This window comes from Streptococcus sp. Marseille-P7375 (genome assembly GCF_902460365.1).
GTDB classification, from domain to species: Bacteria; Bacillota; Bacilli; order Lactobacillales; family Streptococcaceae; genus Streptococcus; species Streptococcus cristatus_I.
Genome location: NZ_CABPTR010000001.1, coordinates 913,036 through 934,604 on the forward strand (window position 1 = coordinate 913,036; position 21,569 = coordinate 934,604).

The 21,569-nt window shown below is 42.4% G+C and carries 25 protein-coding genes, 1 tRNA gene and 1 pseudogene; 5 read left to right on the plus strand and 22 right to left on the minus strand.

The window, feature by feature from the left end; genetic code table 11:
- Positions 1-6 precede the first annotated feature (6 nt).
- From FZ954_RS04740 to FZ954_RS04785, 10 genes and pseudogenes are all read right to left on the minus strand, one after another.
- Positions 7-855 (minus strand): annotated as a pseudogene (locus tag FZ954_RS04740) (amino acid ABC transporter substrate-binding protein).
- Between the two features lie 11 nt (positions 856-866).
- Positions 867-1,496, minus strand: a complete 630-nt coding sequence (locus FZ954_RS04745) for an amino acid ABC transporter ATP-binding protein (RefSeq protein WP_045499432.1) — start codon at positions 1,494-1,496, stop codon at positions 867-869.
- An 8-nt stretch (positions 1,497-1,504) separates the two neighbouring features.
- Complete coding sequence (locus FZ954_RS04750) at positions 1,505-2,146, minus strand: amino acid ABC transporter permease (protein WP_125370595.1); 642 nt, start codon at positions 2,144-2,146, stop codon at positions 1,505-1,507.
- A gap of 573 nt (positions 2,147-2,719) precedes the next feature.
- Positions 2,720-2,791 (minus strand) — tRNA-Arg (locus FZ954_RS04755).
- 40 nt (positions 2,792-2,831) lie between these two features.
- On the minus strand, positions 2,832-3,179 hold the full coding sequence (gene rplS / locus FZ954_RS04760; protein WP_005590628.1) for a 50S ribosomal protein L19: 348 nt from the start codon (positions 3,177-3,179) through the stop codon (positions 2,832-2,834).
- 117 nt (positions 3,180-3,296) lie between these two features.
- Positions 3,297-3,623, minus strand: a complete 327-nt coding sequence (gene crcB / locus FZ954_RS04765; RefSeq protein ID WP_005590629.1) for a fluoride efflux transporter CrcB — start codon at positions 3,621-3,623, stop codon at positions 3,297-3,299.
- On the minus strand, positions 3,620-3,994 hold the full coding sequence (crcB, locus tag FZ954_RS04770) for a fluoride efflux transporter CrcB (protein WP_005590630.1): 375 nt from the start codon (positions 3,992-3,994) through the stop codon (positions 3,620-3,622). The genes crcB (FZ954_RS04765) and crcB (FZ954_RS04770) overlap by 4 nt, the downstream gene beginning before the upstream one ends.
- Positions 3,991-4,257: a chorismate mutase gene (locus FZ954_RS04775; protein WP_005592492.1), complete on the minus strand. Its 267-nt coding sequence runs from the start codon at positions 4,255-4,257 to the stop codon at positions 3,991-3,993. Before FZ954_RS04775 ends, crcB (FZ954_RS04770) begins: the two co-directional genes overlap by 4 nt.
- A gap of 153 nt (positions 4,258-4,410) precedes the next feature.
- The gene (sufB, locus tag FZ954_RS04780) at positions 4,411-5,793 is read right to left on the minus strand and encodes a Fe-S cluster assembly protein SufB (RefSeq protein ID WP_148877488.1); all 1,383 of its coding nucleotides are present in this window, start codon (positions 5,791-5,793) and stop codon (positions 4,411-4,413) included.
- 123 nt (positions 5,794-5,916) lie between these two features.
- Positions 5,917-6,357, minus strand: coding sequence for a flavodoxin (locus FZ954_RS04785; protein WP_037586414.1), 441 nt, complete (start codon positions 6,355-6,357; stop codon positions 5,917-5,919).
- Positions 6,358-6,462: 105 nt separating this feature from the next.
- Between FZ954_RS04785 and FZ954_RS04790 the strand changes: the two genes are divergently transcribed.
- On the plus strand, positions 6,463-7,398 hold the full coding sequence (locus tag FZ954_RS04790) for a bifunctional oligoribonuclease/PAP phosphatase NrnA (RefSeq protein WP_005590634.1): 936 nt from the start codon (positions 6,463-6,465) through the stop codon (positions 7,396-7,398).
- A 104-nt stretch (positions 7,399-7,502) separates the two neighbouring features.
- Positions 7,503-7,745 (plus strand): type B 50S ribosomal protein L31, encoded by a 243-nt coding sequence (locus FZ954_RS04795; protein ID WP_002895374.1) that lies wholly within the window; start codon positions 7,503-7,505, stop codon positions 7,743-7,745.
- A gap of 157 nt (positions 7,746-7,902) precedes the next feature.
- Here the strand turns inward: FZ954_RS04795 and FZ954_RS04800 are convergent, their stop codons facing one another.
- From FZ954_RS04800 to cdaA, 6 genes are all read right to left on the minus strand, one after another.
- Complete coding sequence (locus FZ954_RS04800; RefSeq protein WP_045499399.1) at positions 7,903-8,058, minus strand: hypothetical protein; 156 nt, start codon at positions 8,056-8,058, stop codon at positions 7,903-7,905.
- A gap of 11 nt (positions 8,059-8,069) precedes the next feature.
- Positions 8,070-9,380, minus strand: a complete 1,311-nt coding sequence (gene obgE, locus FZ954_RS04805) for a GTPase ObgE (RefSeq protein WP_148877490.1) — start codon at positions 9,378-9,380, stop codon at positions 8,070-8,072.
- 52 nt (positions 9,381-9,432) lie between these two features.
- Positions 9,433-9,561, minus strand: coding sequence for a DUF4044 domain-containing protein (locus FZ954_RS04810; RefSeq protein WP_065426516.1), 129 nt, complete (start codon positions 9,559-9,561; stop codon positions 9,433-9,435).
- 206 nt (positions 9,562-9,767) lie between these two features.
- Entirely contained in the window at positions 9,768-11,120 is a 1,353-nt protein-coding gene (glmM, locus tag FZ954_RS04815; protein WP_148877492.1) for a phosphoglucosamine mutase, read from the minus strand.
- 29 nt (positions 11,121-11,149) lie between these two features.
- On the minus strand, positions 11,150-11,899 hold the full coding sequence (locus tag FZ954_RS04820) for a YbbR-like domain-containing protein (RefSeq protein ID WP_148877494.1): 750 nt from the start codon (positions 11,897-11,899) through the stop codon (positions 11,150-11,152).
- The gene (cdaA, locus tag FZ954_RS04825) at positions 11,886-12,743 is read right to left on the minus strand and encodes a diadenylate cyclase CdaA (RefSeq protein ID WP_148877496.1); all 858 of its coding nucleotides are present in this window, start codon (positions 12,741-12,743) and stop codon (positions 11,886-11,888) included. The genes FZ954_RS04820 and cdaA overlap by 14 nt, the downstream gene beginning before the upstream one ends.
- 107 nt (positions 12,744-12,850) lie before the next feature.
- Between cdaA and murT the strand changes: the two genes are divergently transcribed.
- From murT to FZ954_RS04840, 3 genes are read left to right on the plus strand one after another with little or no spacing between them, the layout of a single operon-like run.
- Entirely contained in the window at positions 12,851-14,194 is a 1,344-nt protein-coding gene (gene murT, locus FZ954_RS04830) for a lipid II isoglutaminyl synthase subunit MurT (RefSeq protein ID WP_148877498.1), read from the plus strand.
- Positions 14,194-14,979 (plus strand): lipid II isoglutaminyl synthase subunit GatD, encoded by a 786-nt coding sequence (gene gatD / locus FZ954_RS04835; protein ID WP_148877501.1) that lies wholly within the window; start codon positions 14,194-14,196, stop codon positions 14,977-14,979. The genes murT and gatD overlap by 1 nt, the downstream gene beginning before the upstream one ends.
- 13 nt (positions 14,980-14,992) lie before the next feature.
- Positions 14,993-15,250 carry a LapA family protein gene (locus tag FZ954_RS04840; RefSeq protein WP_125405732.1) on the plus strand — a complete coding sequence of 86 codons (258 nt, stop codon included), beginning with the start codon at positions 14,993-14,995 and terminating at the stop codon, positions 15,248-15,250.
- Positions 15,251-15,276: 26 nt separating this feature from the next.
- Here FZ954_RS04840 and lepB read toward each other — a convergent pair whose 3' ends face one another.
- The 6 genes from lepB to FZ954_RS04870 all read right to left on the minus strand — a co-directional run bounded on the left by lepB (position 15,277) and on the right by FZ954_RS04870 (position 21,431).
- Positions 15,277-15,834: a signal peptidase I gene (gene lepB / locus FZ954_RS04845; RefSeq protein WP_148877503.1), complete on the minus strand. Its 558-nt coding sequence runs from the start codon at positions 15,832-15,834 to the stop codon at positions 15,277-15,279.
- A 151-nt stretch (positions 15,835-15,985) separates the two neighbouring features.
- Positions 15,986-17,935 carry a threonine--tRNA ligase gene (gene thrS, locus FZ954_RS04850; RefSeq protein WP_148877505.1) on the minus strand — a complete coding sequence of 650 codons (1,950 nt, stop codon included), beginning with the start codon at positions 17,933-17,935 and terminating at the stop codon, positions 15,986-15,988.
- Positions 17,936-18,026: 91 nt separating this feature from the next.
- Positions 18,027-18,383, minus strand: coding sequence for a hypothetical protein (locus FZ954_RS04855; protein ID WP_148877642.1), 357 nt, complete (start codon positions 18,381-18,383; stop codon positions 18,027-18,029).
- Positions 18,384-18,715: 332 nt separating this feature from the next.
- Complete coding sequence (locus FZ954_RS04860) at positions 18,716-19,081, minus strand: hypothetical protein (protein WP_148877507.1); 366 nt, start codon at positions 19,079-19,081, stop codon at positions 18,716-18,718.
- Positions 19,082-19,117: 36 nt separating this feature from the next.
- On the minus strand, positions 19,118-20,431 hold the full coding sequence (locus FZ954_RS04865; protein WP_148877509.1) for a glycosyltransferase family 4 protein: 1,314 nt from the start codon (positions 20,429-20,431) through the stop codon (positions 19,118-19,120).
- A 1-nt stretch (position 20,432) separates the two neighbouring features.
- A complete protein-coding gene (locus tag FZ954_RS04870) occupies positions 20,433-21,431 on the minus strand; it encodes a glycosyltransferase family 4 protein (RefSeq protein ID WP_148877511.1) in 999 nt (332 codons plus the stop codon).
- Positions 21,432-21,569 lie beyond the last annotated feature (138 nt).

Below are 21,569 nucleotides of genomic sequence, written 5' to 3' on the forward strand. Positions count from 1 at the left end.
TTTCTGCTAGTTGTTTTTATATGCTTTCACTTGGTCTGTCGCAATATCCTCTCCAAACCACTTTTCAGCGATTTTCTGGAATTTTCCCTCTTGGTATAATTTTCCAAAAGCAGTATTTACTTTTTCAACTAAAGTACGGTCCGCCTTTCTAGCCCCGACCGCAAAGTCCTCGCTCTCAAATCCAACTGAAAAAACTGAATATTGATCTAAAATGCCTTCTTCTGTCAGATAATAATTGGCATAAACACGGTCAATCAAGAGACCATCAATCCGATCGTTTTGCAAGTCAATCAACGCCTCGTTGAAGCTTTGGTACTGGGTCGCTGTATGATTTTTGACAATGGTTTTCAAAATTTCAGGACTGCTTTCAAAAGCTACGTAGCCAGAAGATCCTGCTTGTGCACCCAATACTTTTCCTGCCATATCACTGGCCTGTGAAATATGAGAGGACTTTTTGCTGACCAAAACCTGCTCATTTTTCATATAAGGAATGGTAAATTGCACCTTTTCCCTTCTCTCATCCGTCGCGGAGTAGCCATTCCATATAAGGTCAATCGTGCCGTTGGTCAACTCTGTTTCCTTCATATCCCAATCAATCGGCTGCCATTTCACCTTAATTCCATATTCCTCAAAAACAGCATTGGCCAAATCAATGTCAAAGCCTGCATAAGTGCCATCTTTTTACTCAAATCCCATAGGGACAAAGGTATTATCAAAACCAATTGTAATCTGTTTTTTCTCCTCATACTTGCTCCAGTTATCCAAGCTGGGATCGCTGACATTGGAACTACAAGCACCGAGCAGAAAAGTTAGGATCAAGGTCAAACAGGCCAAAAGAATATTCTTTAGTTTCATCTGGGCCTCCCTTATTTTGGTGTGACTTTGAGAATAGAATCCGCAATGTTTTCCGCAAACTGCAAATCATGTGTGACTACAATCTGTGTCATCCCCATTTCCCGATTTTGGAGGATGAGTTTTTCTACTTCCAAGCGTAAGGCAGGGTCCAAGGCAGAAGTCGGCTCATCATAGCCTATAATTTCTGGGTTGATCATCATAGCACGAGCCAAAGCGACCCGCTGTTTTTGCCCGCCTGACAGCGAATAAGGATAGGCCTTGGCATGCTCGGACAAGCCTAAGCGGGCCAATAAGGCCTGCGCCTTCTCTTCAGCTTCTTCTTTGGAAATGTTCATTGTATATATTGGTGATAAGGTCAAGTTTTCCAAGACAGATAAATGAGGAAAGAGCTGAAAATCTTGAAAGACGAAGCCTAGAAGATTGCGCTTTTCAAGCTCTGCGACATCCAAAATCTCTCCATTATAAATCACTTGTCCCGAATCAATTGTCTCCAAGCCTGCCAGCATTCGCAGAAGGGTCGTCTTCCCTCCGCCCGATGGTCCAACAATGGCCAATACTTGCTTTTCAGGCACAATCAAATTAAAATCCTTTAGAATCTGCTTATCACCAAATTTTTTACTAATATTTCGTAATTCTAACATAATAGCACCTACTTATAATAACTAAATTTCTTTTCGACCTGCTTAGCAATCAAGGTGGCCAAACCGATTAAGAGTAAGTAAATCAAGCCTGCAACAAACATCGGTGCCAGACTGGCATCTCGGTTGGCCGCTGTACGACTGGCCAAAATCAAATCTGAAATGCCTAAAGCATAAACCAAAGAGGTGTCTTTCACCAAAGTCATAACTTCATTAAAGACACTAGGTAGCACAATTTTTACGACTTGCGGCAAAATAATCAGGCGAATCGTCTGAACAGGAGTGAATTTTAAAACCTTCGCAGCTTCGTACTGTCCAGTCGGAATGGAAGAAATGCCTCCGCGGAAGATCTCCGCAAAATAAGCCGCATAATTTAATGTGAAGGCAATAATTGCTGCAGGAATCCGATCCAGCCGAACCCCTATACTTGGCAACACATAGTAAATAAAGATTAACTGCAATAAAAGCGGCGTCCCACGCATAATCCAAATATAAATATGAAGCAGCCATTGCAGGGGCTTCAAGCGAATTTGCATCGAAAAAGCCAGCATAATTCCCAAAGGAATCGAAAAAACCAAGACCAAAGCAAACACTTGCAAGGTAGTTGCTGCTCCACTTAGAAGACTAGGTAAAATTTCCAAAATATAGCTCATTCTCTTCCTCCTAAATAAATATTTTACCATTATAGCAGAATATCAAGAAAATACAAGCAGATATTACAAAAAAGTTATAGCACAAAAATCGAAGTCGAATAAAATTAAAATCCGACTCTCCTTTCAAGAATCGGATTTATTGGACTATGTAAGGCTTTTTGGAGCGATTTTGGAACCATTCGAAACAACACAGCTCTAAAACTGGGTCTTGATGAAATAGTTATGAGAAATAGTTTTGGAACCATTCGAAACAACACAGCTCTAAAACAGATAATGACCATGTTGTGGACAACTTCATGTTTTGGAACCATTCGAAACAACACAGCTCTAAAACAAGAAGTTTGCAGAAGCTGCATTGGCCTACGTTTTGGAACCATTCGAAACAACACAGCAAGTTAAAATAAGGCTTTTGTCCGTACACAACTTGAAAAAGTGCGCACCGATTCGGTGCTTTTTATTTACTATAATAACTATATTTTACTCTTATTTCTATAAAAAGGCAACGAAATTCAAAGCGTTTTCAACAAATTCACTAAAAAAACTACGTTCATTTGAACGTAGTTTTAATATTTATGTCCCCTGCCGGAATCGAACCAGCAACTACTCCTTAGGAGGGAGTTGTTATATCCATTGAACTAAGGGGACTAGAGAAAAACTCTGCCAAGTGACAGAGTCATTTCTGATATTAACGACGGATTTCTTTGATACGCGCTGCCTTACCTTGCAATGCACGAAGGTAGTACAATTTAGCACGACGAACTTTACCGTAACGAACGACTTCAATCTTGTCAACACGTGGAGTGTGGATTGGGAAAGTACGTTCAACACCTACACCGTTAGAGATTTTACGAACTGTGTAGTTTTCTGAGATACCAGCACCTTTACGAGCGATAACGACACCTTCAAAGATCTGGATACGTTCGCGAGTTCCTTCGACAACTTTCGCGTGAACGCGGACAGTGTCACCAGGACGGAATGCAGGGATATCTGAGCGAAGTTGACCTTCAGTCAAGCTTTGAATTAATGGATTCATTTTTTCTCCTATCTTGCTAATCTTGTAGTTCTAGACGACAGCGGATTAGCCTTTTTTTAGTGCATCCATTTATGCACAAAATATATTATATCAAAATTCTAGCAAAAGTAAAGATTTTTAGATAAAAATTCCTAAAAGAATGGCTAAAAATCCTATAAAGTAGGTCAGCATTAAATAGAGACTAAACTTCTTCCTATCTGAGAACAGCTCTGCTAATTCAGCATTAAACGTGGAAAGAGTTGTTAAACCGCCACAGAAGCCTGTTGCCAGAATGCTATACAGCTGTTTATCTTGGATATGATTATAAAAATATCCAATCAAAAAGGTTCCCAGTACATTAGCCATCAAGGTGCCTATTGGCAAAGTAGCTCTGCTATTAACCTTAGAAAAAAAGTAACGGACGAGAGCTCCTAGACCGCAAGCAATGAGCAAAACCCAAATCATGCGGTCACCTTCCTTCCAGCCCATAAGGCAATGCAAAGGCTGCCGCCGATACTCAAGGCAAGATATAGGAGCAATTCTGGATAACGACCCAAATCCAGCAATTTGAGCGAATCTAATAGAAGACTAGAAAAAGTCGTCAAGCCGCCACAAAATCCCGTCGACAAAGCCAATAACAAACGCTTAGAAACTTGCTTGCGACTGAGATAGCCTTTAACTAAATAGATGAGCAAGAAAGTTCCTAGATAGTTGACTAAAAGTGTTGCAAGAGGGAAATATCCCGTAAATGTGAAAAAGGATGAGCATTGATAACGAAGTAAACCGCCTAGCATAGCTCCCAAGAAGATTGCTAAAGAATTTTTTACTTCACTCATCTTATTTGCTTCTCCTGAAAAGCACGTGAATGCTTTAGGATGTCCGCAAAGGTCGCAAGAATCGTTTCTTGATAGTCCTTATTTTCAATCTTGCTCGCAACTCTAGCAAAGATCCTTTCTTCTCGCTTAGGATCTGCGACGGCCTTCCCATTCGATTGTTTAAAAGCCACAACTTGGCCAACCAGATTCATACGCTGCTCTAGTAAGGCAACGAGTGCGTCATCTACTTGGTCAATTTCCTGTCTGATTTCTTCTAACGTCATCTCATTCCTCCTCATATTCTATCTATCATATCAAAAAATAGTAAAATGTTCTAGTTTTATCCTAAATAAAAAAGGGCCACTGGACCTTAAATTAAAAGAAAACTCGCAAAGGCGAGTTTTTATCCGCAGATTAAAAAGGTCCCCTGGACATTTTTAACCAACTGAGCCTTCCATACTCATGTTGATGAGTTGGTTGAGTTCAACGGCATATTCCATTGGTAGTTCTTTGGTAATGGGTTCCATAAATCCGTTGATAATCATAGCTGTGGCTTCTTCTTCGCTGATTCCTCGACTCATCAGGTAGTAGAGCTGGTCCTCAGATACTTTGGAAACCTTGGCTTCATGCTCTAGCGCGACATTTGAATTATGGATTTCATTAAAAGGAATAGTGTCAGAACTGGACTCACCATCCATCAGAATGGTATCGCACTCAATATGAGATTTGGAACCAGCACTATTCTTACCAAAGCGAACCTGACCACGATAGTCGGTCTTACCACCATCCTTGGCAACTGATTTAGAAATCAAGGTACTGGAAGTCTTGGGCGCATTATGAAAGACCTTGCAACCCGCATCCAAGTGCTGGCCATAGTTGGCAAAGGACATAGAGAGGACAGAGGTTCTGGCATTTCGGCCGTTGAGAATACTGCAGGGGTATTTCATATTGACTTTGCTGCCTAAGTTCCCATCAATCCACTCTAAGGTGCCGCCTTCTTCAACAATCCCCCGCTCCGTTACGAGGTTATACACATTGTCCGACCAGTTTTGAATGGTCGTATAGCGGAAAAAGGCATCCTTTTTGACAATGATCTCAACATTTGCAGCATGAAGACTATTAGTCGTATAAGTCGGTGCTGTACAGCCCTCGATGTACTGGATAGAGCCGCCCTCCTCGATAATCATCAAGGAGCGCTCAAACTGACCGGCATTTTCTCCGTTAATACGGAAATAGGTCTGAACAGGGACTTGGCACTGGACGTTCTTGGGCACATAGATAAAAGTTCCGCCGGACCAAACCGCACTATTAAGCGCAGAAAATTTATGCTCAGCATTTGAAATCACAGTACCAAAATACTGCTTGACCAAGTCCGGATATTCCTGGACAGCCGTATCCGTATCGGTGAAGATAATCCCCAGCTTGGCAAACTCTTCCTTCATATTATAATAAACCACTTCCGATTCATACTGTGCAACAGCTCCAGATAGAAACTGCTTCTCAGCTTCTGGAATTCCCAGGCGATCAAAGGTTTTCTTAATCTCCTCTGGGACTTCATCCCAACTGCGAGCCCGATCTCCGCTTAGTTTCTGATAGTAGATAATATCATCAAAGCGGATACCAGATAAATCTGGTCCAAAGTCGGGCATGGGTAACTTATGAAAAAGTTCCAAAGAGCGCAGACGATAGTCCAACATCCACTGGGGCTCATTTTTTATTTCTGAGATTTCTCGAACAACTTCTTCAGTCAGACCCTTACCAGTTGAAAAGAGTGGCTTGACATCATCATGGAAGCCAAAGGCATAGTCGCGTTCTTTCATAGGAACTCCTCCTTTATCTAAGGGATAACGCTTACCTATATTATACTCCTAATCATGAGAATTGTCAGAAAATAATACTTTAACAAAAGAAAAACGGCCACAGCCGTTTTCCATTTTGTCATTTTAAACTTTACTTACCAACTCTTCCGCAAATGCTTCCAAGCGCTCAATGTCATCTTCTTCTGCAGAAAGATCTACTTTGACACATTCTGAACCTTTCACTGCTCCTGTAGCCGCAAAAACAGCATCAAAGTCATCAACAGCCTTGCAGAATTCATCATAAAAAGTATCGCCTGAACCGACTACCCCATAGACCTTGCCAGACAAGTCCAATCCAGATAAGTCTTCGTAGAAGTCCATCATTTCATCAGGTAGCTCACCGTCACCGTAGGTATAGGTCGCTACAATCGTAATATCCGCTTCCAAGAAATCTTCTGCATCGACAGTGGTACACTCGTCCACTTCAACTTCTACATCTAGTTCTCTTAGCTTATCCGCCACAATATCGGCAATTTCCTCGGTGTTTCCAGTCATACTGGCAAATACAATTTTCGCTAAGGTCATAGTTCCCTCCAAATTATAATCTTCATTCATTATAACACATCTTTTTTATTTTAAAAATAAAAATTCTTGTGCTACAATAACTAGAGAAAGTTTAAGAGGTTTACAATGAGTATCTATAGTAAAATTCTGAAAAAAATTAAGGAATACGATAAAATTATCATCCACCGCCACATGCGCCCCGACCCAGATGCAATTGGCAGTCAAGTCGGCTTACAAAAACTTCTCCAGCTCAACTTTCCTGAAAAATCCATCAAAGTAACAGGTTACGACGAGCCTAGTCTTACTTGGCTAGCAAAGATGGATGAGGTGACAGATGCGGACTATGAGCAGGCCTTGGTAATCGTGTGCGATACAGCCAACACTCCCCGCATTGATGATCAGCGCTATAGCATGGGCGACTTTTTGATTAAAATCGACCATCATCCCAACGATGATGCCTACGGAGATTTGCTGCTGGTTGATACAGATGCTAGTAGTACAAGCGAAATTATCGCTCTTTTTGCTTTCGAGAATCACTTAGAAGCAAATGACTATATCGCTAAACTTCTCTATGCTGGCATTGTTGGGGATACCGGGCGCTTCCTCTATCCAGCGACTACTGCACGCACATTTGAGGTAGCTGGCAAACTTCGCCAATACGCTTTTAATTTTTCAGAGCTTTCTCGAAAAATGGACTCCATCACGCATCAAGTGGCCAAACTGCAAGGTTATGTTTACGATAATCTAGAAATTGATGAGAATGGTGCTGCGCGCGTTATCCTATCTCAGCAATTATTGAAAGAAAATCATCTGACAGATGCTGATACTTCAGCTATTGTAGCTGCCCCCGGACGGATCGAAGATGTCCAGATGTGGGCCATCTTTGTCGAACAACCTGACGGCCATTATCGCGTGCGGATGCGCAGTAAATTTACTCCAATCAATGAAATTGCCAAGCAACACAATGGCGGCGGCCATCCACTTGCCAGCGGTGCTAATGCTTATTCCAAAGATGAGGTTGACTTAATTTATCAAAAATTAAAAGAAAGAGCAAAAAAGTAAGAAAATCACCCAAAAGACTTGTCAAATTAGTTAGAATTTGATAAACTATCAAAGTAACGAATCTATGGCTCGCAAAGAGACCATGGCAGAAAGGAATTTTTAAAATGAGAAAAGACATTCACCCAGAATACCGCCCAGTTGTCTTCATGGACACTTCTACCGGCTACCAGTTCCTTAGTGGTTCAACTAAGCGTTCAAACGAAACAGTTGAATTCGAAGGGGAAACTTACCCATTGATCCGTGTAGAAATTTCATCAGACTCACACCCATTCTACACTGGACGTCAAAAGTTCACTCAAGCAGATGGACGTGTGGATCGTTTCAACAAAAAATACGGTCTCAAATAAGAACCGTATTGACATTAAAACAAATGTTGATACAAAGCCATTTCCGAGAAATCGGATTTGGCTTTTTTATTTTTTCCAATAAAAAATCCTTCGAAATGTAGAATGAGGCAGCATGACTACTGTCACTCATTCCTTCATCTCAAAGGATTGGTTTCAATTATTGATTTTCTTTCAATTTTTCTCGCTCAAGGCGAAGTTTGCGATTCGGATTTAGCCGGTTAAAGAGTTCTTCCAGCTTTTTTGCATTCCAAACATCTGCTGCTGAGACAAAGTTGCCATTTTCGTCTCGAAAAGATATTGGTTTATCACCCATTACATATCTCCTTAGTCAACAAATTCAAACTCAAACTTACCGATGCGCACCAAATCTCCGTCCTTGGCACCACGCGCCCGAAGCGCTTCGTCAACGCCCATACCGCGCAACTGACGAGAGAATTTCATGATGGACTCATCGCGGTCAAAGTTGGTCATTGTAAAGAGTTTTTCTAGTTTATCACCTGAAAGTACCCATGTAGCATCATCATCACGGGAGATTTCGAAGGCTGGTGCTTCTTCATCAAAGCCATAATAAGCCTCGTCTTCCATATCGGATTCTTCATAAAGAAGAAACTCAGGTGTCTTATCTAGCAGCTCAGCTGTCGCATCCAAGAGCGTGGCAAGTCCCTGCTTGGTCAGGCTAGAAATAGGGAAAATCTGCGGCAACTCTTCAAATTCGTCATAATTGGCAGCCAGTTTTTTCTTGAATTCTTTCAAATTTTCTGAACTATCAGGCATATCCATCTTGTTGGCTACAATGATCTGTGGCCGTTCCATCAAGCGCAAATTATAGGATTCCAGCTCTTTATTGATTGCAAGGTAATCCTCATAAGGATCGCGTCTCTCACTGGCAGACATATCAATAACGTGCAAAATGACCCGTGTCCGCTCGATATGACGAAGAAACTGGGTACCTAGGCCCACTCCCTGACTGGCTCCTTCGATCAACCCTGGCAGATCGGCTACAGCAAAAGATTCCCCAGACTGAGTCCGAACCATGCCCAGATTAGGGACAATCGTAGTAAAATGATAGGCTCCGATTTTCGGCTTAGCTGATGTAATCACACTTAGTAGGGTTGATTTCCCAACCGAAGGAAAACCAACCAAACCAACATCGGCCAGCACTTTTAGCTCCAGCAGTAGTTCTCTTTCCTGACCAGGCTCCCCATTTTCAGAAATTTCCGGAGCAGGATTTTTAGGTGTAGCAAAGCGAATATTCCCACGACCACCACGACCGCCATGCGCTACGATGAATTGTTGACCGTGTTCAATCAAATCCGTAATGACCTTGCCAGTTTCAGCATCACGAACGGTCGTCCCCTGCGGCACACGGACAATCAAATCCTCCGCTCCTCGACCATGCATTCCCTTGGTCATTCCTTTTTCACCTGATTGAGCCTTGAAATGACGGTTGTAACGGAAATCCATCAAGGTGCGCAGTCCTTCGTCCACGACAAAAATCACATCGCCGCCACGACCGCCATCGCCGCCCCAAGGTCCGCCATTGGGTACATATTTTTCTCGACGAAAGGCTACCATGCCATCGCCGCCTTTGCCAGCCTTGACCTGAATCTTGGCTGTATCTAAAAACATACTCATATAAATTCTCGCTTCTTTTTTACTCTAAAAAAACGCCTTGCAGCGTTTAGGATTAGAAGATTACGCCAATAGCTTGTGCAAAAATTGCACCAATCGTTACAAGTAACATGATTACCACGACCAGCATTGTCAATTTTTCAAATCCAGTTTTTTTACGTTGTCCGTTATCTCCAAAAGCCACTTTATTACCTCAATTCCAAGATTACTCCCTATATTTTAACACGATTAGTATACTTTTTCAAATATTTACGAGATGAAAAAGAAAAAGAGAAGTTTTACTCCATTAGCTAAAGAATCCTAAAGGATATTTATGGAAATAATTTAAAAAGATTGAAGAACTCACTCCAAATAGGAGGCTTCTCCAATCTTTTGAATTTTATCTCGCTTTTAATCGATGCCAATTTCAGCACGGACAACATCCGCAATTGTATCCACATAATAGTCCACTTCTTCATGAGTTGGCGCTTCAGCCATAACACGCAGAAGCGGTTCTGTTCCACTTGGGCGGACAAGGATACGGCCATTTCCTGCCATTTCAGTTTCCATTTTTTCAATAATGTCTCTGATAGCAGGAACTTCCATTGACTTATCTTTCATGGCATTTTCGACACGAATATTAACCAATTTTTGTGGGTAAATGGTCACTTCTGCTGCAAGTTCAGACAAGCTCTTGCCAGTTTCTTTCATCACTTTGGTTAATTGTACCGCTGACAACTGACCATCACCAGTGGTATTATAATCCATGATAATGACATGTCCAGATTGCTCACCGCCTAGATTATAACCGTTCTTGCGCATTTCTTCTACCACATAGCGATCCCCAACAGCAGTCACTACTTTATTGATGCCTTCGCGCTCCAAGGCTTTGTGGAAACCAAGGTTGGACATAACGGTGGTCACAATTGTATTTTGAGCCAATTGGCCTTTTTCAGAAAGATACTTGCCGATGATGTACATAATCTTGTCACCATCTACAATATCGCCATTTTCATCAACAGCAATCAAACGGTCACTATCACCATCAAAAGCGAGACCAATCGCTGCTCCTGATTCACGGACTGTTTCCTGTAAGCCTTCTGGATGAGTTGAGCCTACATTTAAGTTAATGTTGAGACCATCTGGATTTTCTCCGATAACAGTCAGCTGGGCACCCAAATCAGCAAAAATTTGACGGGCGCTAGTTGAAGCAGCGCCATTTGCCGTATCGAGGGCAACGTGCATTCCTTCAAGATCTAAACCTGTTGAAACAAGATATTGTTGGTACTTACGCAGGCCTTCAGGATAGTCCACGACTTTTCCTAAGCCCTCTGCACTTGGACGTGGAAGGGTATCTTCTACTGCGTCCAGCAAAGCTTCGATTTCAAGTTCGCGCTCATCATCCAGTTTATAACCATCGCCACCAAAGAATTTGATGCCGTTATCAAGAGCAGGATTGTGGCTAGCTGAAATCATGACACCCGCGCTAGCTTTTTCGGATTTAACCAAGTAAGCAACACCCGGAGTAGCGATCACACCTAGTTTGTAGACGTGAATCCCCACAGAAAGTAGACCTGCAATCAAGGCACTCTCCAGCATTTCTCCCGAAATACGTGTATCACGGCCAACAAACACTCGAGGAACTTCACTTTCGTGTTGGCTCAGAACATATCCACCAAAACGGCCCAGTTTAAAGGCCAATTCCGGCGTTAATTCCACATTGGCTTCTCCACGAACACCATCGGTTCCAAAATATTTACCCATTTTTAAAATTTTCCTTTCAAATCTTGCATTTATTTACTAGATGAATTCGAACTTGAGCTCGATTTTGAGCTTGACGAATTCGAATGTGTCGTTTTGGTCGTAACTTTCATCGTTGTTTCAAACGGTGTCACAACACTTGGCAAAACATTCCCATTGGCATCCATGGCCTGTAAGGAAGCTGCCCCACTATAATTTCCTGAAATAGTGACGTTGCTTGGTAAGACTGCTGCGACATGATTAACTTTTTCCAAAGTTTCTTCATCGCTTGTCACTGTAACTTCTTCGTGCTCCAAGCTCACATTTGTGATAGAAATATCTTCTGCAACCTGACTGCCTGTGATGAGATACTTCACTGGTACTTTCTTGCTTGCTTTTTTACCTATCTTGACTGAAATTTTTTGCGGATTAACCGTAGCAGACAGGCCGCTAGGTAGATTTTCGACTTTCAGCTGCACATCGACTGTTCCTTCTGATGCATTGGATAAATCCGCTACCACATGGAACTTCCGTGTACTTTCCTGCATTTCGCTACTTAAAGCCACTCTATTAGAACCCGTCAAAACAACGCTAGCTTCGGAAGTGAAGCCACTAATGAAGTACCGTTCACTATCATACTTGATATCAATCGGAACATTGGAAATCGTATTGCTGTACGTTTCCGAGGTCACTTGACGAATGCTGATACTATTTTGAAAACTACTAGAGGTCGCATAAATAAACAAAATTATCGCAAAGAATAAAGAGGAGACAATATAAAGAATTTTTTTACTTTCTTTCATTCTTCCATCCTCCTAGGATACGATTCTTTAGGCTCATTTTCTCATGCTTGTCTGATAGCAGAACTTCCCGCAGTTGTGATTCGAACTCGCTCAAACTCAAGTCATGCTTGAAGACTCCATTATGTGTCGTAGAAATACCGCCTGTCTCCTCAGACACGACAAAAGTAAAGGCATCTGAAACTTCTGAAAGGCCAATCGCAGCCCGGTGCCGAGTCCCAAATTCCTTGGAAATACCTGTGCTTTCTGTAAGCGGCAAATAGGCACACGAAGCAGCAATCTTATTATCTTTGATAATAACCGCCCCATCATGCAGAGGCGTATTAGGAATGAAAATATTGATCAACAGTTCCCCAGAGATATCCGCATCCAGTGGGATTCCCGTTGCAATGTATTCCTGCAACGTTCGAGCGCCCTGAATAGCCACCAAGGCACCGATCTTACGCGGACTCATATAAGCCACTGCCTTAACAAAGGCTTGAATCAATTTCTCCTCGCTGCTGACTGGCGTGGCTGAAAAAATCTCGGTTGCTCTACCCAACTTTTCAAGACCAGTCCGAATCTCAGGCGAGAAAATCACCACTGCCGCAATGACCCCGTAGGTAATAACCTGATTGATCAACCATGAAATGGTCGTCAAACCAATGATATTCGCTAAAAACTGTGCCAAGATGAAGAAGAGCACTCCTCGAACCAGAATCATAATTTTAGTCCCGGCAATTGCTTTAGTAAAATGATATAAAATCCAGGTGACTAAAGCAATATCAATAATGTTGATTAAAATATTCCAAGGATTACTGAATACATTAGCCCAGTATTGGAGATTGGTTAGTTGTTGAAAATTCATTGCATAGTGGCCCTCCCAGTCAAAAACAAACAGTTCTCAACTATTATATCACTTTTAAGGATATTTTTCTGTAACCTTCTTTACTTTTTTATGATAAAATATTTCTTATGAAGATAAATACAGCATTGGGCCTCTTGGCAGGCAAGTCCTCCCACTTTGTTCTCAGCAAAATGGGACGCGGCTCGACTCTGCCAGGGAAAGTTGCCCTCACATTTGACAAAAACATTTTGCAAAACTTGGCCAAAAACTACGAAGTTGTGGTTATTACCGGAACCAATGGGAAAACTCTGACTACAGCTCTGACAGTGGGCATTCTCAAGGAAGCCTTCGGAGAAGTGGTGACCAATCCCAGCGGCGCCAATATGATTACGGGGATTACGACAACCTTCCTGACAGCTAAAAAAGGCAAATCTGGCAAAAATATCGCTGTGCTGGAAATAGATGAAGCCAGCCTGTCTCGGATTTGTGATTATATCAAGCCTAGCCTCTTCGTCTTTACCAACATTTTCCGTGACCAAATGGACCGCTATGGTGAGATCTACACAACTTACCAGATGATTTTAGATGCTGCAGCTAAGGTACCTGAAGCAACTGTGCTGATGAATGGTGACAGCCCGCTCTTTAACTCGGTCAGCCTGAAAAATCCTGTCCGCTACTATGGATTTGACACGGAGAAAAGCCAACCTAAGCTAGCACACTACAATACCGATGGTATCCTCTGTCCTAAGTGCGAGCATATCCTCAAGTACGAGCTCAATACTTATGCAAATCTCGGAGCTTACATCTGTGAGGACTGTGGCTTCAAGCGTCCTAAGCTAGACTACAGTCTGACTGCACTCAAAGCACTTGAGCACAATCGCTCTGCCTTTACCATTGATGGGCAAGACTATCAGATCAATATCGGTGGTCTCTACAATATCTACAATGCCTTGGCCGCTGTGTCAGTTGCTCAGTTCTTCGGAGTTGAGCCGGCTACTATCAAGGCTGGCTTTGACAAGAGCCGGGCTGTCTTTGGCCGTCAGGAAACTTTCAAAATCGGCGATAAGGAATGTACCTTGGTCTTGATCAAAAATCCGGTCGGAGCCACCCAAGCCTTGGAAATGATTGAGCTGGCACCTTTTGATTTTAGCCTATCTGTCCTGCTTAATGCCAACTATGCGGACGGTATTGATACTAGCTGGATCTGGGATGCAGATTTTGAGAAAATTTTAGAGATGGATATCCCTCAGGTCGTTGCAGGCGGAGTCCGCCATTCTGAGATTGCGCGTCGACTGCGGGTAACGGGCTATCCAGCAGAGCAGATTACCGAAGTCAAAGATTTGGAAGCAGTCTTTAAGACCATTGAACAGCAAGAAACCAAGCACGCCTATATCCTAGCTACTTATACCGCTATGCTGGAATTCCGCGAGTTGCTGGCAGAACGACAAGTAATCAGAAAGGAGATGAACTAATGGTTTATAGATCCCTCGTTTCTCCTGAAAACCAGGACTATCACTATGACTTAAAAATCGCTCATCTCTACGGCGACCTTATGAATACCTATGGCGACAACGGCAATGTCCTCATGCTCAAGTATGTAGCTGAAAAGCTAGGCGCTAGAGTCGAGGTTGATATTGTCTCCCTAGAGGATGACTTTGATAAGGATAGCTATGACATCGTCTTCTTTGGCGGAGGTCAAGACTATGAGCAAACGATCGTGGCTCGTGATCTGCCAGCTAAAAAAGAAGCTTTGGAAAGCTTTATCAATGAAAACGGCGTTGTGCTAGCTATCTGCGGCGGTTTCCAACTTCTTGGCCAATACTATATCGAGGCTTCTGGCCGTCGAATCGAAGGTCTGGGCATCATGGGACATTATACTCTCAACCAAGTCAAGAATCGCTATATTGGTGACATCAAGATTCATAACGAAGAATTTAACGAGACCTACTACGGCTTTGAAAACCACCAAGGACGAACCTTCCTCTCTGACGATGAAAAACCTCTGGGCAAGGTCGTTTATGGAAACGGCAACAACCAAGAAGACGGCAACGAAGGCGTTCATTATAAAAATGTCTTCGGCTCCTACTTCCATGGTCCCATCTTGTCTCGCAATGCGAACTTGGCCTACCGTCTGGTGACCACTGCTCTGAAAAACAAGTATGGCTCTAACATTGAATTAGCAGCTTATGAGGATATCCTAGCCCAAGAAACTCAAGAAGAATATGGCGATATCAAGAGCAAGGCTGAATTTGAATAATTAGGAGATCGTTATGAAAGAAAAATTACACTATATCCTGCTATTGATTACCATCCTATTGGTTGCTAGCATTTCCTTGGCCAATATGCAGAGCGTCAATGTTAGCTTTATCCTCTTCAGCTTTAAACTTCCCTTAATCATTTTGATTTTGGTCTCTGTCCTCCTAGGCTCTATTACAACCTTTCTCATCAGCATGTCTAAAAACTTCTCGCTGAAAAAAGAGCTTAAGAAAACCAAAGAAAGTCTTAAAACATCTAAAAAAGAAAACTAGGTTGGAATTTCCAGCCTAGTTTTTTACTACTTCGTTTCAATAAAACCAAATTTGTTTAAGGGAGATACGCGAAATTCTACACTGCCCTTAATTTGATCTTTTTTGATCAGACCAAACTCACGGCTATCTTTCGTGTTTTCTCGCCGATCATTTAAGATTAAAAAAGAATTTTTAGGGATGGTATCAGAAGTCGCTCCTTTTAAGTCAACAACAGAAAAATCGTGGGTATAATAGCCCGTGCTGGCAGCCGAAGCCAGATATTTCTCTCGCATCTTTTCGATATATTGCTCTGATTGCACCTGATCGTTCAGATACAGTAAGTTATCCATATAGGTCACCTTGTCATTTTCTATAGCAATGACACGGCCGACATACTCTTTTCCATCGACCTCATAGAGGGCAAATTCCCCACGAGCAAGCTTGGCTGTCTTATCCGCCAAGACCAAATCATTTTCCGCTAAGAAAGAATTGGCATCTTGCTTGGTGATGCGATAAGGTGTATAGACAAACAAGCGTAGCCCCACCAGAATGGCAATAAATACCGTCACAATAATAATATTTCTCAGTAAATCTCTCTTTAACATCTCTCTCCCCTGTCCTTTTAGTCTATTATATCATTTTTCATGGGATTAGACAAAACACAGGGATGAGAGAGGATTACGTTTAACAAAATTGTAAAAAATGAAAAGGCAAAGCCTATTGAGGAGCTCCCTCAATCGAATTTGCCTTTTTATTTTAATCTTCTTTAGCCACACGTGATTTGTTGGCGATATCAGCTAGGATAGCTTGAACAAAATCATCGACTGAGACAGTTTGTGTTTCTTTTTTGCCGTAGCGACGAACGTTGACAGTTCCGTCTTCCATTTCCTTGTCCCCAACGATCAATTGGTAAGGAATCTTGCTGGTTTGTGAAGCGCGAATCTTGAACTGCATTTTTTCATTGCGCTCATCCACATCAGCACGGACACCACGGTCACGGAGTTTCTTAGCCACTTCCCATGCATAGTCCACGTGTTTTTCGTTAGATACTGGGATGAGGGTCACTTGATGTGGTGCAAGCCATGTTGGGAAGGCACCCTTGTAGTTCTCAATCAAGATAGCTGTGAAGCGCTCCATGGTTGAAATAACCCCACGGTGGATCATGACTGGACGGTGTTCTTCCCCGTCAGCCCCAATGTATTTAAGGTCGAAGCGTTCTGGAAGCAAGAAGTCAAGCTGGATAGTCGAAAGGGTTTCTTCTTTTCCAAGGGCTGTCTTAACCTGGATATCCAATTTTGGTCCGTAGAAGGCTGCTTCACCTTCAGCTTCAAAGTAGTCCACGCCCATTTCGTCAAGCGCTGCACGAAGCATAGTTTGGGCATTTTCCCACATCTCATCGTTGTCAAAGTACTTGTGAGTATCTTGAGGGTCACGAAGAGAGAGACGGAAGCGGTATTCAGTCAAGTTGAAGTCTTCATAAACATCGATAATCAACTGAAGGGCACGTTGGAATTCTTCTTGGATTTGTTCTGGAGTTACAAAGAGGTGGCCGTCGTTGAGAGACATTTCACGAACACGTTGAAGACCAGTTAGGGCACCAGATTTTTCGTAACGGTGCATCATCCCGATTTCAGCGATACGAATTGGTAATTCACGGTATGAGTGAACATGGTGTTTGTAGACCTGGATGTGGTGTGGGCAGTTCATTGGACGAAGGACAAATTCTTCCCCGTCACCCATGTCCATGGTTGGGAACATGTCTTCTTGGTAATGATCCCAGTGACCAGAAGTCTTGTAAAGCTCTACAGAAGCAAGTGGTGGAGTGTAGACGTGTTGGTAGCCAGAAGCTAACTCCTTATCCACGATATAGCGTTCCAATTCACGACGGATAGTCGCACCATTTGGCAACCAGAATGGCAAACCTTGACCAACCTCTTGAGAAATCATAAAGAGGTCAAGCTCTTTACCAAGTTTGCGGTGGTCACGTTCTTTGGCTTCTTCGCGCATTTGAAGGTAGTTCTTCAAGTCTTTCTTGTCAAACCAAGCTGTACCGTAGATCCGTTGCATCATAGCGTTATCGCTATTTCCACGCCAGTAAGCACCAGCTACATGGAGCAGGTGGAAGATTTGGATGCGACCAGTTGAAGGAACGTGAGGTCCACGGCAAAGGTCTACGTATTCACCCTGACGATAGATAGTCAAACCGCCTTCGTCCTCAGAGTGTTCTTCAATCAATTCCAACTTGTAAGGGTCGTTCTTGAAGATTTCACGTGCTTCGTCCTTGGTCACTTCCTCGCGAATAGATGGGAAGTTTTCTTTAACGATTTTTTTCATTTCTTCTTCGATACGAGGAAGGTCTTCGTTGGAGATTTGACCAGCTTGATTGTCCGTATCGTAGTAGAAGCCATCTTCGATAGCTGGACCAACTCCCAAGTGAATGTCTGGGAAGAGGCGACGAGCTGCTTGAGCGAACAAGTGAGCCGCTGAGTGGCGCAAAATCGGAAGGGCATCTTCGTGATCAGGTGTCACGATTTCGATGCTTCCATCTTCAGTGATAGCACGAGTCGTGTCGATGAGTTTGCCGTTGAATTTACCAGCGAGAGCTTTTTTAGCTAGGGAATTGCTGATAGATTGGGCAATTTCAAAAGTAGTCACGCCAGCTTCGAATTCACGAACAGCGCCATCTGGGAAAGTAATCTTAATCATGGTTTTCTCCTTAAAATTTTATCATATTTTTATAACTGAGTTTTGAAGAACTGGGAAACCAGCTATCAACAAAGAATGATAACAATCAATTTCATTTTAGCTTTTTCATTCTAAAAATAAAGAAAAGCGTAGAAATAAATAGATAGCCTACCAAAGAAAGAATGAGAGACAAATATTCCTCCTGAGTCATCTCACCTCTCATGTATATTCTTATCGGATAACTTTTGATTGCATTGACCAAATAGATAGCAGCTGTCAAACTTAAAAGATATCCTGTTATAATTAGTTTCTTGTTGTTGAAAAACATTAAGATACCAAGAAAGGGGGCAAGAAATGGCAAGAGAGGAATGAGTAGAAAAAATGAAAAGACGATAATATTTTCCGTTCCCCATAGGCTAAGAGTTTTCATTAGCCAAACATAGACTAATAGGAAGGTACAAGTCATCATCCAAGATAAATATTTCTTCAAATCTATCACCTCATTCAGCTCTTAGCTAAATTTCATTTTAACTTTGTCGTAACTATTCTCCATACAAAAAACGACATCCTCGAAAGGACGTCGCAACGTGGTTCCACCTTCATTTATGCAAGTCAAAAAGACCTACACCTCTGATTGGCTCTAACGTAGCCACCGTTTTATGTTTTCATAAAAGTCAGTAGAGTAGTCCCAACTACATCCTCTGCGCGATTTCCAGCTCCACGCGCTCTCTAAAAGATTTCCTGCAGGTGATATGTCTCTAAAAATTATTATAGCACGATTGAAAAAATTTGCAAGAACTTTTATTGGTTTTCAGCTCTGTTATTTTTCCTAGTAAATCGATAAATCACATGCCCCAAGCCATTTCCAGCTAGTGAGCATAGGAAATAGGTGGCATGATAAAGAGGAATCCACTCCCCAAAGGTGAAAATAGTCAGGAAAAATAAGAGGGCAACCAAGAAAGAAAAGCGCAAAGAAAATCCATATAAAGCTGCATAGAGCAAGGACACCAACAGGGTCGCCAGAGGAGAGTAGATGAGAACATTTCCAACTACTAGCCCCTTACTTAATATGGAATCCATTGGAACATACCGTAACAGTATGTAAAAGACAAAATAGAAAAAGAAAAGGGGGAGCAAAAAGAAAATTTCTTTTTTATAGACTTTCATAAGAGCACCTCCGTTCATTAGGCCTTATGAGAAAGTTTATTCCCAATATTTCCGAATATTCTTAATCTGCTTCTTAGATGCTTTTATCATCCTAGTTGAGCTGTTGACCGGCAGTGACATGATTTTTCCTGGTAAATAGACAATGGTCTTGGCCAAGCGTTTGGCCATCGTTTCTTCTGGATTGAGATCATTATGAAAATCCTTACTAATGGTCAAATCCAAATAGAATTCATAGATTCGACGACCAAAATTCTCGGCGGAAATCTCGTATAATTTATCGGCTAGCTTTTTCTCGTCCATATCTGGTGTTGCCAAAATGGCCTCCAAAATAGCTCCCGCCAAATCCCGGCTCTCATAATAAAGAGTGCCAAAGGTTTTATCGCTGATTACATTATCCAGATAAGGATTGCCATGGGCGATGATGGGTGTACCGCTGGCTAGACTTTCCAGATAAGTCAGCCCCTGCGTCTCACTGGTTGAGGCTGAGATAAAGAAATCTGCCGCCTTATAGTAGAGGGCTGTATCGCTTGGTGCAATCATCCCTGTAAAAATGACTGAATCCTCAATATGAAGCTGGGCTACCAAGGCTTTTAAGTCCTCAGCATAAGGCCCATCTCCAACAATGACCAACTTCACCTTGGCATTTTCTTCCAACACCATTGGCAGTGCTTCAACAATCGCCTGGATATTTTTCTCGTAGGAAATTCTTGATAAACTGAGCAGCATGACCTCATCTTCTGCTATTTCCAGCTTAAAGCGCAGTTTCTTAATGTCTTCCCGTGAGAGTTCTGGGCGGTCAAACTTGACCAAGTCGATTCCTGTTGGAATGACCCGTTTTTCCGCCTTGATTTTGTAGCCGACCAAAAGATCGTAGACAATCTCAGAAGGACAAACGACACCATCCAAATCGCTCATGAAACCACGCACGATGTACTTGACCATACTTGGGCGAATCACCATGCCCTTGGCAAGATAGTGCACATAGTCCTCATATTGGGTATGGTAGGTGTGAACCACTGGAATCCGCAGTTCCTTGGCAATCCAGATGCCCAAGAGACCCAGTGAAAACTCTGTCTGAGTATGGATAATATCCAACTGGTACTGGCGAGCAATTTCTAAGGCATTGGAAAAACCACGATAAGCCACGCGCCGATCCTTAAAAGCGAAGAAAGGCACGCTGGGAATACGGATAATCTGCCAATCTTCATAGCGGTTGACATCCTTGTCCGTCGTAGTGAAAATAAAGACTTTGTGACCTAGTTTCTCTAGCTCAGTCTTGAGGGTGCGAATGCTCGTCGCCACCCCGGAAACCTGAGGAAAATAGGTATCTGTAAAAAGACCAATCCGCATATCACATCTCCAAAACTGTTTGGTAAGCCTTGACTAACTGCAGTGCGACGTCATCGATAGAGCGACTCTCCGCAACACGATAGCCTGCTTCACGTTTATCTACTTTTCCGTCGAGAACCTTACGAAGCGATTCGACAAACTCATCTACATTATGACAAAGCTCCGCCGACTCCTCATCAATCCAGCCATTATAAACAGGAATATCACGCAGAACTACGTGTTGGCCGCTGGCCAGCGCTTCTAAGACTACAATCCCTTCAGTCTCTTCATAAGACGGGAAAAAGAAGGCATCGCTGCCTGACATGGCTCCTTGGAAAACTGCACCTTTGAAATAACCCGGAAATTCTACGTTTTCAGGATGATTAAAGAGGACAAGATCTCGAATTTTGCGCGGAATAAGCCAAAGATTGATAGAACCCAGCCAGATAAAGCGGACATCTGGCATTCTGCGAGCTACTTCGACAAAGTCTTCGATTCCTTTTCGTCTGAAATAAAGTCCGGCACAAATTACGACTTTCTGCCCATCTGCAATCTGAAAATGTTTTTTAAAGACTGCTTCCTTGCGTTCATCTTTCTTGTATTTCGACAGGTCAATGCCGTTTGAGACAGCCATAATGGGCGTCGTCACACCGTAGGATTCAATCAATTTTTTTGAATACTCAGACGGAGTAATGATAAAATCCGCCATTTTATACATGTGCGCTAGATATTTACCAAACAAGGGCGCAAAAAGATTGGAGCCAATAAAAGAATTTTCAAAGTCTTCTTTGGTCGAATGTCCGTGCATGATCACTTTTTTGCCTCTCCGCTTAGCTGCATGAAGAAGAAGCAAACTACGAGGTCCGTAAGTGTTGATATGCACGACATCATAATCCCCTAAAACATCTGTGGTATAAGGAATTCCTGCCAGATCCAGTGCATGCATTTGATGCTGCAAGGCACGTCCGATACCTGATTTTTCTAAAACAGACTTTCCTTCTAGATATAGTAATACTTTCATATCTTCTATTATACCCAAAAGAAGCAAAAAAAGGAAACGCCAAGGGAAGATTAGTACTTAATTCGTGTACCTAGCCTTCCACCAAGCAATTCCCTTAGTAATATCCTTTCTTGCTAGAACTCTAATTATTTTCCAAGC